A 16,174-nucleotide genomic window follows, 5' to 3' on the forward strand; every position below is an offset into this window, starting at 1 on the left:
TGTCCGCGGGGAACAGCTGTTTAAGGGCCGCACCGGAAATGTCTGTGGGTAGGAATAGGCTGGGGACATGTCCGAAAAGCCCGCACAACCGCGGCACCCGGAGTCAGTCCGGCTGAACCCAGTCCAACCCGGCAAAGCGCCCCGCAAGCTGGCCCTCCGGCCGTACGCACGCGCCGTCGGGCAGGTCCTGAAGGTGAGTTTCAAGGCTTCACCGGTTGCAGTCATCATGAAAGTGGCTGGCTCCCTGATTTCGGCCACGCTGCCGCTGGTAACCACCTACTTTGCCGCGTTGACCACCACGGCGCTGGCCGCCGGTTACGCGGGAGATCCCGACGCCGGTCCACGGGCAATTCTGTACGTCATTATTACTGCGGCGCTGGGACTGTTCTGGGGCGCCTTCAGCAGCGTGGACCGGTACATCCAGCAGCTGATGAGCTTCAAAGTGGGCGCGATCGTCGGCGACATGATGTATGAGCGCTTCCTTGCCTTGGAGTTCTGGCGTTATGACGACAAAGAAACGGTGGACCTCTACGATCGCGCCAAGCGGTTCTCCGATTCCTATGCTCGGGTCCTGGACAGGATCGCGGCCATCTTTACGCAGTTGGTTTCAGTCATCCTGGCAGTCGGTGCGCTGTTGTTGGTCAGTTGGTGGATCGCCGTCATTGTCCTCATTGCAATCGTCCCGAGCGTCTACTTGCAGTTCAAACTCTCAAGAGAGCAAATAGCCCATTGGAATACCCAAGTGGATTCCCGGCGGCAACGGCGAATGATTGAGACGAACCTCCTGCGGCCCCAGCACATTGCCGAGATGCGGCTATACGGAATCGTGGGCTATTTGATGGACCTGCGGTCGCGGCTTCGGGACGCTGACGAGCGCAGGCGGCTGGACTTCCAGAAACGTTACATCCCCAAGCAACTCGCGGCGGACGCCCTGCAATATGGGGCCGAAGTTGTGTCCTTGATTTGGGTGGTGGGACAAATCATCGCCAGGGCGCAGCCGGTAGGGCAGTTCCTTTACATCCAACAGATCGTCAGCCGGGCTATGTCCACCGCCAACAACCTGGTCTCGTCACTGAGTTCCATCGACGAAGACCTGGCCAACCTCAAAGACTACGAGCTGTTCATGGCGCTTCCCGTGCCCAGCGGCCACGAGCCTCCGTTGGCAAAGTCGCCTTCCGTAGTGGAAATGCGGGACATCCGGTTCAGCTATACGGGGAGTGACATTGAGGTTATCAAGGGCATATCGCTGACCATCAGGGCAGGCCAGCACATTGCCATAGTTGGCGAGAACGGCGCAGGAAAATCCACGCTGATCCGGATCCTGGCCGGTCTGTACCGGCCGGATTCAGGCCAAGTACTGCTCGACGGCGTCGATCTCACCGGTATCGACGTCACCAGCTGGCACCGGCACCTCGCGGTCCTGAGCCAGGAGTTCCTGAAGTATGAATTCGCCACTGCGGCGGAGAACATCTACCTGGGAGATGTCGATCAACCCCGGGACGAGCAACGCATCCGAAGGTCAGCATCAGACGCCGAGGCCATGGAGTTCATCAACAAGCTGCCCAATGGCCTGGAAAACCATGTGAGCAATTGGATGGAGGATCCCCGCGGGCGCAAGGGGAGTGGCCTCTCCGGCGGGCAATGGCAGCGACTCGCCATGGCCCGGAACTTCTACCGGGATGCCTCCTTCATGGTCATGGACGAACCGACGTCGGCCATTGATGCTTTGGCTGAGCATCGGATCTTCACCCGGCTTTTCGCGGACCGGAACAGCACCATCATTGCCATCAGCCACCGGCTTGCCACCATCGAAAAGGCAGATGTTGTGTACATGCTCGAGGATGGGCGTATTGCCGAACAGGGGACCCACAAGGAGCTTGTGGCCTTGAGGGGCCGCTACTTCCGGATGTTCGAATCCCAGCTCACCGTGGAGGAGACCAGCCAGAACACCCCGTAAGAGTAGGTTGGAACAAAACGGTGGCTTGGTTTTGGTGGGATAAACTCGAGCAGTGACTTATGAGATTGAGATTGGCCGTGGCAAGCGTGGGCGTCGTGCCTACTCCCTGGATGACATCGCGATCGTTCCGAATCGTCGGACGCGTGACCCGAAGGACGTCTCTGTCTCCTGGCAGATCGACGCCTATAAGTTCGATATGCCGGTGATTGCTGCCCCCATGGACTCTGTGATGTCGCCGGACACGGCCATTGCCTTGGGCCGTTTGGGTGGTCTTGGCGTCCTGGACCTTGAAGGCCTCTGGACCCGGTACGAAAACCCACAGAAGGTGCTGGACGAAATCGCCGGACTGGCCAACGAAACCAGCAGCCCGGCCGTCACGCGCCGGATGCAGGATCTGTACCAGGCGCCCATCCAGCCAGAGCTCATCAGCTCCCGCCTGGCCGAGATCCGCGCCGCAGGTGTCACCGTGGCCGGTTCCTTGACCCCGCAGCGCACCCAGGAACACTACAAGACCGTGGTGGCCGCCGGCGTCGATATCTTCGTCATTCGTGGAACCACAGTCTCCGCGGAGCACGTGTCCAGGAATCACGAGCCACTGAACCTTAAGCAGTTCATCTACGAACTCGATGTCCCTGTGATCGTTGGTGGAGCGGCTGGTTACACACCGGCCCTGCACCTCATGCGCACGGGTGCCGCGGGCGTCCTGGTTGGTTTCGGCGGAGGTGCTACCACCACCACGCGCCGTGCGCTGGGCATTCATTCACCCATGGCATCGGCCATCTCAGACGTCACTGCAGCCCGCCGGGACTACATGGATGAGTCCGGTGGGCGTTATGTCCATGTCATTGCGGACGGAGGAATGGGCAGCTCGGGAGACATCGTCAAGGCCATTGCGATGGGCGCGGACGCAGTTATGCTGGGGAGCGCCCTGGCACGCGCCGAAGAAGCTCCGGGCCGCGGCTGGCACTGGGGTCCGGAAGCACACCACCTCGAATCACCCCGTGGCGACCGCGTCAACGTCGGCACAGTTGGTCCCCTGGAGGAAGTCCTCTTCGGACCCGGGCACCACACTGACGGCACCTCCAACCTCATTGGCGCACTGCGCCGGTCCATGGCGACCACAGGGTACTCCGACCTCAAGGAGTTCCAGCGCGTGGACGTCGTAGTATCCCCATACTCGGGCAACTAGGATTTCTGCCAATCGGACCTGGCAACAAGTAGGGTAGGGGACTACCAGCTGTTGCGTTTGAGGAGGGGTCCGATGAGCAATGTCGCAGGCGGTCCGCAGGTGAATTCTCCGGGAGCATTAAGCCCGGAATCCCGTGCCGCATCCATTGAAGTCCTGAAAGCCACAGCCGAAGCCGGCAAACAGCTGGACATCCTGATTGTCGGCGGAGGCGTGGTGGGGGCTGGAGCAGCCCTGGATGCGGTGACCCGCGGCCTTACAGTTGGCATCGTCGAGGCGCGGGACTGGGCCTCGGGTACATCGTCGCGCTCGTCCAAGCTCATCCATGGTGGCCTCCGGTACCTTGAAATGCTTGATTTCGGACTGGTTCAGGAGGCCCTGCAGGAACGCGGGTTGCTGATCCAGCAGATCGCACCCCATCTGGTCCGCCCTGTCCCTTTCCTCTACCCGCTGACCCGTAGGTTCTGGGAGCGCCCGTATGTGGGCGCGGGCATCATGCTTTACGACACCCTGGGCCTCACTTCCGGGCATAGCCGCGGCGTTCCCATGCACAAGCACCTCTTCCGGCGTGGCACCCTCAGGGCCGCTCCCAGCCTGAAAGACGATGCCTTCGTTGGTTCCATCCGCTACTACGATGCCCAAGTGGACGACGCCCGTTTGGTGGTCAACGTTGTGCGGACCGCAGCCCATTATGGTGCCCATGCTGTGAACAGGGTGCGTGTGGTGGACTTCCTCCGGGAAGGCGAACGCGTGGTGGGCGCCAAGCTGGAAAACCAGGAAGACGGCAGCGTTTTTGAAGTGCGTGCCAAGCAGGTAGTCAATGCCACGGGAGTCTGGACGGACGAAACCCAAGCCATGGTTACGGACCGGGGACAGCTCAAAGTCAGGGCATCCAAGGGCATCCACCTCGTGGTACCGCGGGACAGGTTCCAATCCACCGTTGGGCTGATCCTGCGCACGGAGAAGTCGGTGCTCTTCGTGATCCCCTGGGGCCGCCACTGGATCATCGGGACTACGGACACGGACTGGAAACTGGACAAGGCCCACCCCGCCGCGTCCAGCAAGGATATTGACTACGTCCTGGAGCACGTCAACAAGGTCCTGAAGCGGCCCCTGACCCGTGAGGACGTAGAAGGCGTTTACGCAGGACTCCGCCCGCTTCTGGCAGGCGAAAACGACTCCACCGCCAAACTCTCCCGTGAACATGTGGTGGCTCATCCGGTGCCCGGCCTGGTTGTGGTGGCCGGCGGTAAGTTCACCACCTACCGCGTCATGGCCAAGGATGCCGTTGATGAGGCCACCCGGGCGATGGATGAACGCGTTCCCTCCAGCTGCACCGAAACGATCCCATTGCTCGGTGCCGAGGGGTTCAAAGCCGCCTGGAACCGCCGCGCCCGCTCCGCGCAAGAAGCCGGCGTCCACGTTGCGCGCGTGGAACACCTGCTCAACCGCTACGGGTCCATGGCCTCGGAAGTGCTTGATCTCATCGCTGCGCAGCCCGGGCTCGGGGAGCCGCTTCCCGGGGCTGACGATTATCTTGCCGCGGAGGTGGTCTACGCCACCACCCATGAGGGCGCCCGTCATGTTCACGACGTTTTGACGCGCCGCACCCGGATCTCGATCGAAGCGTGGGACCGGGGTGTGTCAGCAGTGCCCGTAGTGGCTAAGCTGATGGGAGAAATCCTTGGCTGGAGCGAAACGCAGCGGGAAAGCGAAATCAAGCACTATCTGGCACGGGTGGAAGCTGAGCGGTTGAGCCAGCAACAACCCGATGACGAATCAGCTGACGCCGCGCGCATGGGAGTCGATGACATCGTTCCCCTTCGCTGAGCAACACAGGACCTGCGGCCGGGAGGCCACACTGGAGGGAACACGACTTGGCTGAACCACTTGACCGGTATGACGCGGAATTGACTACGCCGGACACCGTCATCTTGGAACTCGTTGCCGAGGACAAAATCGACGCTGCGGCACAACTTGCCGAGCGGCTTCATGCGGCTGGCCGGATCTCCAACCTCCAGGGCTTCCTGGAGCAAGTTCATTCCAGGGAACACCAGCTGGCTACGGGGCTTCCCGGCGGCATAGGACTGCCGCATGCGCGGAGTGAGTTCGTGGACCGGATTTCCATCGCCGTGGGCGTCACCAAGTTCGGCCACGCCCTGGATTTTGGTGCCACCGATGGCCCAGCCACGCTGATCCTGCTCATTGCCACGCCGGCCAGTTCCTTCTCGGACCATTTGGAAGTCCTGGCCACTTTGGCGCGTTCGCTCTCCAAAGAGTCATTCCGGGAGTCCCTGCGCCGGGCGCACGATACCGAGGTCATTTCCGAGCTCATCAACTCCAGCCTGGTGTTCTTCGACCACTGAGATTGGCGCTCAAGGACCAGTTCCTGGGCTAAGGTTCCTACTGTTCGTTTCGTTGTTCTACAGCCGGACGAAGTACGGTTAAGGGGTGTTGAAAACCGCGCTGAAACCCCGCTGGATCGCAGGACTCGTCTTTGCGCTTCTCTTGTCCGCGGTGTTTGTGCTGCTCAGCCAGTGGCAGCTCAGCCGGTCCACCCAGCACGAAGCTCCCGTTTCGTCCAGCATTGAAGAGGTCAAGCCGCTGGTGGACGTCCTGCAGCCGGGGCAGTTTTTTCCTGGTTCTGTTTCGGACCAGATGGTTACCGCCACCGGGTCCTACGATCCTGCCAAGCAGGTCCTGGTTGAGGGCCGCCTGTACAACGGCCAGAAGGGATTCTGGATTGTCTCGGCCTTCGCGGTGGACAATGCTCCCAAACTGAGCGGCGTCGCAGCCTCGCCCAACACCTGGATTCCAGTAGCCCGGGCCTGGGTGGCCGATGCCGCCCAAGCCGGTCCGCCGCCGTCGGGCACCATCACGCTGACCGGCCGCCTGCTACCCTCTGAAGCGCCGGTGCCAAACGTCGACGCCGGTCCAGGCCGGGCGTCCGCAGTGGCCGTTGCCGAACTTATCAACATCTGGGACGTCTCCAGCTACCAGGGCTTCATTGCCGCAACATCCGAATTGGCTGGTGGTGTTCCCGTAACCGCCAATGACGCGGCAAAGCCCCTCAATATTCCAGCGCAGCCGCCGGAACAACAAATCAACTGGCTGAACCTCTTCTATTCCGTTGAGTGGGTGGTCTTCGCAGGATTCGCACTGTACATCTGGTGGCGGATGGTGGCAGACGACTACCGTCGCGACCTCGAAGACGACGAGTTCGACTCACCTGACGACGGATTTGACGACGGATTCGACGAGCCATTTGACGATGACAGAGACCACCCGAACGAACCGACCAGCCCTGAACCCCAGCAACCTGGGCCAGAACAAAAGGTGCAGCAATGATTGAGCCCAAGCCGGCCATCCAGCCCGAGCAGTCCGGACCCAAGCCGAAGAAGCGCAGGTTTGGCGGAACGGAAGCCCAAATCCGTTCGGCGCTGAAGTTCTACAAGGTCATGGCCTACCTGACCGGTGCCATGCTCCTATTGCTCTGCGCCGAGCTGATTGCGCGCTACGGTTTCGGCGTTTCGCTCTTCGCTGGCGGCACGGACGCTGTTACGGGTAAGCCCTTCGGCTTCGGATTCGCCGAGTCTGAGCCCAAGGGCGTGATCGGCGGCTTCAATATCTCCACCACTGTTTTGATCGTCCACGGCTGGATGTATGTGGTGTATCTGGTGTCCAACTTCCGGCTGTGGTCCCTCCTGCGCTGGCCTTTCTCCAAGCTGGTCTTACTGGCATTGGGTGGTGTGGTTCCGTTGATGTCCTTCATCGTGGAGAAGAAGTTCCACGCCCAGGTTGAAGCGGAACTGGCAGCCAACCCGCAGGCCTCAAAGCGCTACTAGCAGCGGCGAAAGCCGTCTGTTAGGCATCGGGATGTGAGATGCCTAACGACTGGCCCGTAATTGACCTGTTCGGGCCCCCGCCAAGGTGCACCGGGGCGGCCCGGCAAAGTAGTCTTGGTTGGTGACTACTCCCACCGCGCCCCAGACTTCCCAGAAGCCGGTGCTGGTTGTTGACTACGGTGCCCAGTACGCGCAGCTGATTGCCCGCCGCGTCCGTGAAGCGAATGTGTATTCGGAAATCGTTCCGCATACCTTCACCACCGAGCAGCTTCTGGCCAAGAACCCGGCAGCCATCATCCTTTCCGGCGGACCTTCCAGCGTCTACGCAGAAGGTGCTCCGCGCGTTGGAGCGGACCTTTTTGAAGCCGGGGTGCCCGTTTTTGGTATCTGCTACGGCTTCCAGGCCATGGCCAACGCCCTGGGCGGCAAGGTGGCCCAGACGGGCCTCCGGGAGTACGGCGCCACCGAAGCAACGGTGGTTGGCGATGCCCGCTCGATTCTTGATGGTGTGCCCTCCTCGCAGAACACCTGGATGAGCCATGGTGACTCCGTTCATGAAGCTCCTGAAGGATTTGAAGTCCTGGCCACCACGGAAGGCGCGCCGGTAGCCGCCTTCGCCAACGAGGAAAAGCGCCTCTACGGTGTGCAGTGGCACCCCGAGGTCAAGCACTCCGTGCACGGCCAGCACGTCCTGGAGAACTTCCTGTTCAAGGGCGCAGGCCTCAAGCCCAACTGGACCACGGGCAACATCCTCGAAGAGCAAGTGGAACGTATCCGCCAGCAAATCGGCGATTCCAAGGTCATCTGCGGTCTTTCCGGCGGTGTGGATTCGGCGGTTGCCGCAGCCCTGGTCCAGCGAGCCGTTGGCGACCAGCTGACATGTGTCTTCGTGGATCACGGCCTCCTTCGCGAAGGTGAAGCGGAACAGGTTGAACGCGACTTCGTCGCTGCTACTGGCGTCAATCTGTACGTTGCCAACGAGCAAGAGCGCTTCCAGTCTGCGTTGGCCGGAGTCAGCGATCCCGAGACCAAGCGCAAGATCATTGGCCGGGAATTCATCCGTGCCTTCGAGGAAGCGGAGCGGGCCATCATCGCCCAGGCAGCTGCCGAGGGTGAGAAGATCAAGTTCCTCGTCCAGGGCACGCTGTACCCCGACGTCGTCGAGTCCGGCGGCGGCGAGGGCGCTGCGAACATCAAGAGCCACCACAACGTGGGTGGGCTTCCCGAAGATCTGCAGTTCGAACTCGTCGAGCCGCTGCGCGCCCTGTTCAAGGACGAAGTCCGCGCGGTCGGTGCCCAGCTTGGCTTGCCCCAGGAAATCGTTGGCCGCCAGCCCTTCCCCGGCCCTGGCCTCGGTATCCGCATCGTCGGTGAAGTCACCAAGGAACGCCTTGACCTGCTTCGCAAGGCTGACGCCATTGCCCGTGCCGAGTTGACTGCTGCCGGCTTGGACAACGACGTATGGCAGATGCCGGTGGTTCTGTTGGCTGATGTCCGCAGCGTCGGCGTCCAGGGCGATGGCCGCACCTACGGCCACCCGATCGTTCTCCGTCCGGTATCGTCCGAGGACGCAATGACGGCCGACTGGTCGCGTTTGCCGTACGACCTCCTGGCCCGCATCTCCAACCGCATTACCAACGAAGTGGATGGAGTCAACCGCGTGGTGCTGGACGTCACCAGCAAGCCGCCGGGAACCATCGAGTGGGAATAGCATTCTGAGTGGCCGGCCTCCCTTGGGAGGCCGGCCACTGTTCTTTCAGCTGTGAAATGACGGCGAATTTCGTATTGCCACAGTGTTGCGGAGCGGGCTGAAGGAGTATTCCCGCTACCCTCGAAAGTATGCCGGTATGGTCCAAGGCGTCTAAAGCTAGTACAGAAAAGAAGGCAGCAGTTGTGTCATTAGGTCAAGGCCAGGAAGAGGGCTCCGAAGAGCTCCGGAAATGGCTGTCCGGACTTAAGCCCGTTACAGGGGCGGACACGATGCTGCGTTTCGTGAAGACGCCCGAAGGCGCCATCGATCTCAGCAACGCACATCCCTCGGGTCTCGCGCAGCTGCTGGCGGGGCGTAGAACGCGGTTGTCCACGCTGATCCGCGACCGGCAGCAATATCTGGTGGCGGCACGGGCCGCGCGCAACATCCGGTCCAAAATTTTTGAGCTCAGCAATGATCGCGGTATCGAGGCCGGATACCTCTCCGCGGGCACGGTGGTGTGGACTTCAGCCGTAGGTGGGAAACCCCAGCGGGTTTCGGCTCCTGTCATGCTGACCTCCATTGTCCTGACCGTTCGCCCGGGCGAGGACGATTTCGAGTTGCAGCTCACCGAGCAAGCACGCATGAACCCGGCTTTGGTGCGTCACCTGAAGACAGTCCACGGAATCGTCTTCGACGTCAATGCAGTAGCCCGCATGGCCTACAACACCGCCAGGCTGGACCCCCAGCCGGTCCTGGATCGCCTGGCTACCCTGGTTCAGCCCATTCACGGGGCCGAGGTTGAATTCAACTTGCTCGTGACCACTTTGGCTGATCTTTCAGGAAACCTGGACGATCCGTGGATCAACATGAACAACCCCACCGTGGCAGCCTTGGCAGCTGTTGCCAATGGTGGCGACATCGAGCCTGAACCCATCAAAGCGGGGCGGTTCGCCAGCCTCGATGAACGCGACCCGGCAGACGAACTGCTTTTGCTAGATGCCGACACGGACCAGCAGTATGTTGTGGACGCCGTTCGCGCAGGAGATTCGCTTGTTGTCAGCACCCCACCAGGCAGCGGCCAGACCCAGACGGCAATCAATGCGATTGGCGCCTTGGTCAGCGAAGGCAAATCCGTCCTCGTAGTGGGGGACCGGCAGTCCAGCCTTGCAGGACTATCTGCGCACCTGGAGTCGCTGGGCCTCGATTCGATGTTGTTCCGTCCGGGCAACGGCACCACACCCCAGCAGCTAAAGGGCCAGTTGGTCCGTGCCATCATGCGCAACGAAAAGGCACTGGAACCGCAGCTTGGGAACCTCCATCAGACGCTGATCGGACACCGGCATGCCCTGATGGACCATGTCGCCTCGCTCCACAACGTCCGCGAACGTTGGGGCTGCTCGCCGTACCAGGCGATGCAATCATTGGCCGAATTGACGTCCATCCACCCTGCGCCGTCCACCACAGTGCGCCTCAAGCGCAGTGTGCTGGACAACATCAAGGACCGTGAAGAACTCGCTGGCCGCTTGCGTCGCGCTGCCGAGCTGGGTAGCTTTAGCCGCTCTTCCACGTCCAGCCCCTGGTACGGTGCCCGCCTCGTAACCCGCAAGGAGACAGAAGAGGCCCAACAGCTTGCCCGCATCGCCGAGGAGAAACTTCCCGTCCTGCGTGATCGTATGAAGCAGGTTTCGGATCATGCCGAGATCCGTTTGGCGGACACTTTCACCGAGTGGGGCGCGCAGCTTGAATTGTTGATTGCCGTGCGCGAGAGCCTGGACAAGTTCACTCCGGATATTTTCGATCGCCCGGTGCATGACCTCATCTCTGCAACTGCAAGCTCTGCGTGGCGGCGGGAGCGCAACCTGGAGATGCCCTCCATGCAGCGTTCGAGGCTGCGGCGGGTGGCAAAAGAGTATGTGCGTCCTGGTGTTCACATTGCGGACCTGCACAGCTCCCTGGACCTCGTCCAGGAGCAGCGTGCACTGTGGGCAGGCTATGCCACCACGCAACGCCACCCGGCCGTGCCGTCCGGGCTCGCTGACCTCGGGTCCTTGTACCGCGAACTCGATGGCGAGCTTCGCCGACTGGGTGAGGCACTCAAGCACACCTCTGCCGGTGGTTCGCTGCACCAGACGCCATACCTGGAACTGATGGAGCGGCTCGAACGGCTCGTAGCGGACACAGCCACGCTTGAAACGCTCCCCGAGCGCACGCTCCTGATTGAGGAGATGCGCGAGCACGGACTTGGCGAGCTGCTCGCTGACCTTGCTGCCCGTGAAGTGCCGGCCGCTTCCGTGGCAGCCGAGCTGGACCTCGCCTGGTGGCAGTCTGCTTTGGAGGCAATGATCAGTGGTGACGACTACCTCGCCATGTCCGACGGCGACTCCCTCCGCCGCCTTGAAGCTGAGTACCGCCTTGCGGACCAAGCGCACATTGCCAGTGGTGCTGCACGTTTGCGGTGGCAGTTGGCCCGGAAGTGGGGCGAGGGGATAGTGGAACACCCCCGGCAGGCCGAGTTGCTTCGAGCCCTGCTCAAGGATGGCCGGGTTACGCTCCCGGCTCTGAGTGCCCAGGCTCCTGACCTCGTACCCATGCTTGTCCCGGTGTGGTCCGTGAGCCCCTACCTGTTGACGGGAGTTCTTCCCGCGGAGCAGAAGTTTGACGCCGTGATCATCATCGATGCTGAATCGACGTCGCTTCAGGCGGTCCTTCCGGCGATTGCGCGAGCCCGGCAGGTCATAGCCTTCGGTGACGCGAAGATCGCCAATGCCCGCACCTTCAGCGTGGCCGTGGAACCTCCGGTGGCGGGAGTGGCAAGCCATGAGACCGTGGACAGTGCGTTCAAGGCCCTGGCACGCGTCCTGCCCACCTGGCAGCTGAACTGGGTCTACCGGGCCGTCGATGAGGACCTGATCCTGCAGTTGAGCAAGAACTACTACGACGGCGGCCTCCGGCGTTTGCCCGATGGCAGTTCGGTGACGGGCCTGGATCGTTCGATCCTGGTGGAGTACATCCCCGATGGAACCGGGCTCCCAGGCGCCGACCATGAGGGCGTTGAATCCGTTACGGCGGAGGTCAATCGAGTGGTAGATCTTGTCTTCGAGCATGCCAGGCTTCGGCCCCGGACTTCCTTGGCTGTGGTCACGGCCAGCCTGCGCCATGCTGCGCGGATTGGCGAGGCTATCAGGCTTCAATTGCCCAACCACCAATTGTTGTCCGCCTTCTTCGGAGCTGGCCCCGAGTCCTTCCGCGTGGTGGATCTCGAGCGTGCCCAAGGCCTGGTGCGTGACCATGTCATTTTCTCCCTGGGCTACGGCCGGACACCACATGGCCGCGCCTTGCACTCGTTCGGACCCCTGTCCACCGAGGGCGGACGCAACCGCTTTGCCTTGGCAATGACCCGCGCCCGCCGTTCCATGCACGTCCTAAGCTGCTTCCGCCCGGAAGATCTGGACCTGGATCGCCTGGCGCACGGGGCTGTGGACTTTTACGAACTGCTGGACCGGGAGCTGTCCGGGAACAGCAACCTTGGAACTCCTGCCTCGCGCGCCGTTGCCAGCGAACAGGCATTGGGCGAGGACCCTCTGGTTGCCGATCTCGGCGAGAGGTTGCGGGCCAGGGGTGCGCGCGTGTGGCACCTATATGACGGTGTCCTGGACATTGCCGCCGCTGCCGATCCCGTCCACACGATTGGACGGGAAGGCGCCGAGATTCCCACGCCCGTTGCAATCGAGTCCGATGGCACGGAACGTTACCGGCGCATGAGTGTCCGCGAACGTAGTCGTCTGCGGCCCCAGCTTCTGGAACGCATGGGCTGGCGGTACATGTCCCTCTGGACCATTGAAGTGTTCACGGATCCCTCGTCCTGCGCGGATAGGATCGGCTCCTATTTGGGACTTGAGAACCATGTTCCCCAGGCCGTGACGCCAGCCGAGCATGGCTTCCTGGACATGGATGTTGAACAATTGAATCTGGACAATGCAGGTTCCTCGTATGCCAGCTCCTCCTATGGGAGTTCCTCGTACACCGGGTCCTCGTACGGCAGTTCCTCGCAAAGCAGGTCCTCGTACAGCAGTTCCTCCGCAACCCGGGCTTCGCATCGGCAAGGCCCGGGAGGTGCCCAGGCATCGCTGGAACCACAGCAGCCCGGGCAAACGGATGTGGACAGGCGCGGGGGATCGGATAGCGAACCAAGCGACGCTGAAGCCGGCAATCCAACCCGCAGTGATCCAGAGGATGGGACTGAAGCACCAGTGAATGAACAGGGAACCGGCAACGACAGCGGCTCTGACGAACAGGCCACAGCTGTGGGCGCCGAAAACGCACAAGAGCAGGCAGAGACAAAGACGCCAGCGGCGAAGCAAGCCTCGGGTGGAATCTTGCCTACCAAGGCAGCTGAAGACGATCCCCGGCGTTGGGGCGACGAAGACAACTATGACCATGAGCAGTGGTTGAAGGAGCAAAAGCCCCCGCATTGGGGCTGATTGCGTCATGGAATTCAAACCTGCACCATGGATTGACCAAACCCTGGGATTGAACAAAACCTAGGGATTGACCAAAACAAAGAAAAGCTTGCCTTGCGTTGATGCGCCGGCAAGCTTTTCTGCTTGTGGGCGATCTGCAGCTACCACCATCAAGCCGTCGGTGTCGCTGGTTCCGAGCCATTGGCCGGGTTTACCTCCTTGGGCAGATGTCCATAGAACAGGGACGGACGCGGCCAGGACTTCGGTTTGCCGGGATTCGTCGTATGAACCGGCGGCGGTAAGTACTATATTCACCAGCTGTCCCGGGGACAGAAGCTGGATGGATGAAGGGTCGGCCATGCGAAGGGGGACCGCAGCTGAGCCGACAGGTGCACCGGTGAGAAGTCCCGGCCCTAGAAGGTTGGATTCAGTGGGGATCTGCCCTTTGGTCAAGGGCGAGGCAAGCTGGCGGCCCACCAGTGAAACGTGATCCTCCAGGGCTCCGGAAATCGCGAGGTCGGGCGGCACGCCAACATTGGTGAAGTCTGTCTTGGTGAGGCTTGTGCCTGCTGCGAGGTCGTGGGCAGCCACGAGAATGCTGACGCGCTGCTCAGAGACAGGGGTCAACTGTTGGACAGTAATGCCCGTGGCCAGGCAGAGCAGCAGTGCAACTGTCAGCCGACGATTCCGGGCGGCCCAGAATTTGAGGCTCTGCCTGGAGCCCAGCCTCACTTGGCGATGTGGCCCCTGGTTCCGGGGGAGGAATTGGCCAGCCCTGTTTGATGGCTTGTTCCGGGAGCGACCAAGGCCCCTGACGGGCGGACTGGCATGTTCGCGGCGGGGGAGTAGCGAAGTGGTTGACTTTAGTGGCATGACGCCACGTTAGCCACCGGGCTCGGCCGCCCAACAGCGGCCGGGTGCCCTATGTGGAAAAGTGCTGGCTAGCTGGCTGCAGCAGCGGCTGCGGGTGCAGGCGTGGCCGCTGGGGCCGGAGTGGCCGGGGAGGAGGGCGCAGCGGAGACGGTGCTGCCCTTGGCATCGCGCGAATCCGTGCGGTAGAAGCCCGAGCCCTTAAAGACAACGCCGACGCTGTTGAACTTCTTGCGAAGCGCGCCCTTGCATTCAGGGCACTCCGTCAGGGAGCTGTCAGAGAAGGACTGGACGATGTCAAAGGCATGGTCACAGTCTTTGCAGGCGTATGCATATGTGGGCACTGAGTTCCTCCTTCAGGACAAAGTTCAGGTCCTGTGGAGCCGTGGCGGAGAATCTCCGCATTAGCAGTCGCAGGGCCTGAGTGCCAATTCTATCATCCCCATCCGGCTCATTCGCTATCTGCCAAGTCGATATAAATGCGGGACCTCACGTATGCGTCAATCCAGGTCACTCCCACCGCCAAGCGTGATGATTCCCGAGGGCGTCAACGCGTCCGGCACCGGGCGGTCAAAGGGCTCGGCGGGAATAGCTCCGGAAGGCAACACATCGTCGTCGTACACCACCGCAATGGTGGGCGGCCGCCCACCGGAATTGTCCAGGTGTTGGAGGAGACGGTCGTAGTAGCCGCCGCCTTGTCCGATGCGGTTGCCATCCCGGTCCACGGCGGTGGCCGGCATGAAGATGCCCGCAACAGCGCTCACCACAGCACTGTCCAAACGCTCACCTTCGGGTTCGTCGATGGGTGCGTAGTCGGACCGGACGAATGCTGTCTCCGGCGTCCAGTACACCCAGCTCAACTGGCGGCCGGCCTCGCAAACCGGAAGCAGGACCTGGTGGCCGGCGTCGTGGAGCCCTGCTATCAGGGGCATGGTTGGGGGTTCGTGGGAGACACCCACGTAGACGGCGAAGGTCCTGGGCGATCCGGCCGAAATTTTCCGGGCCCATGCCAAGCCGTGCCGCGCAATCGATTCGCCGGCTTGGGCTAGTTGCTCCTTGGAGAGGCTGCGCCTGTATAGGCGTCGGCTGCTGCGGATGTCTTCCTTCGATGCCATTTTTGTCCGATCATGAGATTCCCGAGGGCTGCCGTGGTCTACGTAAAGCAGCAAATCCGCTCAATTTCAAGGGTTCTTTCTGCGTCTTGCCACGGCGAGGGTTTACCCGTTGATGTATTCCTTCCGTTAGATTAGTCCGGTGACTCTCGATAACAATGCTGTCCGTAAGGCCGTCATCCCCGCAGCGGGTCTTGGTACCAGGTTCCTCCCCGCCACAAAGGCGATGCCGAAGGAAATGCTGCCCGTGGTTGACAAGCCAGCCATCCAGTACGTCGTCGAAGAAGCGGTGAAGGTTGGCCTGCACGACGTCCTGATGATCACCGGGCGCAGCAAGCGCGCCCTGGAAGATCACTTTGACCGTGTGCCGGCGTTGGAAGCAACGCTGGCAGAGAAGGGCGATACGGCCAAGCTTGAAGCCATCCAGTCCGCCACCAACCTGGGCGACATCCACTACGTCCGCCAGGGCGACCCCAACGGCCTCGGCCACGCGGTCCTTCGTGCAAAGCAGCACGTCGGGCACGAGCCCTTCGCCGTCTTGCTGGGCGATGACCTGATTGATCCCCGCGAGGACCTGCTCAGCGAAATGATCGCTGTCCAGCAGAAGACGGGCGGTTCCGTTGTTGCCCTCATTGAAGTTGAGCCGTCCAAGATCAGCGCCTACGGTTGCGCCGACGTCGAGGAAAACGATGAGGACGGCTACGTCCGCATCAAGCAGCTGGTGGAAAAGCCGTCCCCCGAAGAAGCTCCATCAAACCTCGCGGTGATCGGCCGTTACGTTCTCCACCCGGCAGTGTTTGACGTTCTGGAGAACACTGCTCCCGGACGCGGCGGAGAGATCCAGCTGACGGATGCCCTTGAGGTTCTGGCTGCCGGGGAAGGTGAAGGCTACGGCGTTTATGGCGTTGTCTTCCGTGGACGCCGCTATGACACCGGTGACAAGCTGAGCTATTTGAAGGCCTGCATCGAGTTGGCATGCGAACGCGATGACCTGGGGCCCGAGCTCCGCGAGTGGCTGCCCAGCTTCACCGCCGGTCTTCCCAAATAACAC

At 61.6% G+C, this 16,174-nt stretch carries 12 protein-coding genes; 9 read left to right on the plus strand and 3 right to left on the minus strand.

The annotated features are described in order from the left end of the window. Nucleotides 1-67 precede the first annotated feature (67 nt). The 8 genes from KSW38_RS11995 to KSW38_RS12030 all read left to right on the plus strand — a co-directional run bounded on the left by KSW38_RS11995 (nt 68) and on the right by KSW38_RS12030 (nt 13,162). Nucleotides 68-1,957: an ABC transporter ATP-binding protein gene (locus tag KSW38_RS11995; RefSeq protein ID WP_216925141.1), complete on the plus strand. Its 1,890-nt coding sequence runs from the start codon at nt 68-70 to the stop codon at nt 1,955-1,957. Nucleotides 1,958-2,009: 52 nt separating this feature from the next. Next, complete coding sequence (locus tag KSW38_RS12000; RefSeq protein WP_216925142.1) at nt 2,010-3,146, plus strand: GuaB3 family IMP dehydrogenase-related protein; 1,137 nt, start codon at nt 2,010-2,012, stop codon at nt 3,144-3,146. A 72-nt stretch (nt 3,147-3,218) separates the two neighbouring features. Beyond that, nucleotides 3,219-4,973 (plus strand): glycerol-3-phosphate dehydrogenase/oxidase, encoded by a 1,755-nt coding sequence (locus KSW38_RS12005; RefSeq protein ID WP_216925143.1) that lies wholly within the window; start codon nt 3,219-3,221, stop codon nt 4,971-4,973. 47 nt (nt 4,974-5,020) lie between these two features. After that, nucleotides 5,021-5,509, plus strand: a complete 489-nt coding sequence (locus KSW38_RS12010; protein ID WP_216925144.1) for a PTS sugar transporter subunit IIA — start codon at nt 5,021-5,023, stop codon at nt 5,507-5,509. 85 nt (nt 5,510-5,594) lie between these two features. Next, nucleotides 5,595-6,491, plus strand: a complete 897-nt coding sequence (locus KSW38_RS12015; RefSeq protein ID WP_216925145.1) for an SURF1 family protein — start codon at nt 5,595-5,597, stop codon at nt 6,489-6,491. Next, a complete protein-coding gene (locus KSW38_RS12020; protein ID WP_216925146.1) occupies nt 6,488-6,988 on the plus strand; it encodes a DUF3817 domain-containing protein in 501 nt (166 codons plus the stop codon). Before KSW38_RS12015 ends, KSW38_RS12020 begins: the two co-directional genes overlap by 4 nt. Nucleotides 6,989-7,109: 121 nt before the next feature. Continuing rightward, on the plus strand, nt 7,110-8,699 hold the full coding sequence (guaA, locus tag KSW38_RS12025; protein ID WP_216925147.1) for a glutamine-hydrolyzing GMP synthase: 1,590 nt from the start codon (nt 7,110-7,112) through the stop codon (nt 8,697-8,699). 128 nt (nt 8,700-8,827) lie between these two features. Continuing rightward, on the plus strand, nt 8,828-13,162 hold the full coding sequence (locus KSW38_RS12030; protein WP_216925148.1) for a DUF4011 domain-containing protein: 4,335 nt from the start codon (nt 8,828-8,830) through the stop codon (nt 13,160-13,162). A 60-nt stretch (nt 13,163-13,222) separates the two neighbouring features. On the opposite strand, the gene KSW38_RS12035 is transcribed toward KSW38_RS12030, so the two are convergent. From KSW38_RS12035 to KSW38_RS12045, 3 genes are all read right to left on the minus strand, one after another. Next, complete coding sequence (locus tag KSW38_RS12035; protein ID WP_308169354.1) at nt 13,223-13,873, minus strand: RcpC/CpaB family pilus assembly protein; 651 nt, start codon at nt 13,871-13,873, stop codon at nt 13,223-13,225. Between the two features lie 209 nt (nt 13,874-14,082). Beyond that, nucleotides 14,083-14,355: an FmdB family zinc ribbon protein gene (locus tag KSW38_RS12040; protein WP_216925150.1), complete on the minus strand. Its 273-nt coding sequence runs from the start codon at nt 14,353-14,355 to the stop codon at nt 14,083-14,085. Nucleotides 14,356-14,511: 156 nt separating this feature from the next. Then, nucleotides 14,512-15,126 (minus strand): 5-formyltetrahydrofolate cyclo-ligase, encoded by a 615-nt coding sequence (locus tag KSW38_RS12045; RefSeq protein ID WP_216925151.1) that lies wholly within the window; start codon nt 15,124-15,126, stop codon nt 14,512-14,514. 139 nt (nt 15,127-15,265) lie between these two features. Between KSW38_RS12045 and galU the strand changes: the two genes are divergently transcribed. Next, the gene (galU, locus tag KSW38_RS12050) at nt 15,266-16,171 is read left to right on the plus strand and encodes a UTP--glucose-1-phosphate uridylyltransferase GalU (protein WP_216925152.1); all 906 of its coding nucleotides are present in this window, start codon (nt 15,266-15,268) and stop codon (nt 16,169-16,171) included. Nucleotides 16,172-16,174: the final 3 nt, after the last annotated feature.

The organism is Paenarthrobacter aromaticivorans, assembly GCF_019038615.1.
Classification (GTDB): Bacteria; Actinomycetota; Actinomycetes; order Actinomycetales; family Micrococcaceae; genus Arthrobacter; species Arthrobacter aromaticivorans.

Coding starts and splice junctions, on each gene's coding strand:
- KSW38_RS12020 (WP_216925146.1), top strand. CDS start 6,488: ATGATTGAGCCCAAGCCGGCCATCCAGCCCGAGCAGTCCGGACCCAAG.
- KSW38_RS12045 (WP_216925151.1), bottom strand. CDS start 15,126: ATGGCATCGAAGGAAGACATCCGCAGCAGCCGACGCCTATACAGGCGC.
- KSW38_RS12030 (WP_216925148.1), top strand. CDS start 8,828: ATGCCGGTATGGTCCAAGGCGTCTAAAGCTAGTACAGAAAAGAAGGCA.
- KSW38_RS12005 (WP_216925143.1), top strand. CDS start 3,219: ATGAGCAATGTCGCAGGCGGTCCGCAGGTGAATTCTCCGGGAGCATTA.
- KSW38_RS11995 (WP_216925141.1), top strand. CDS start 68: ATGTCCGAAAAGCCCGCACAACCGCGGCACCCGGAGTCAGTCCGGCTG.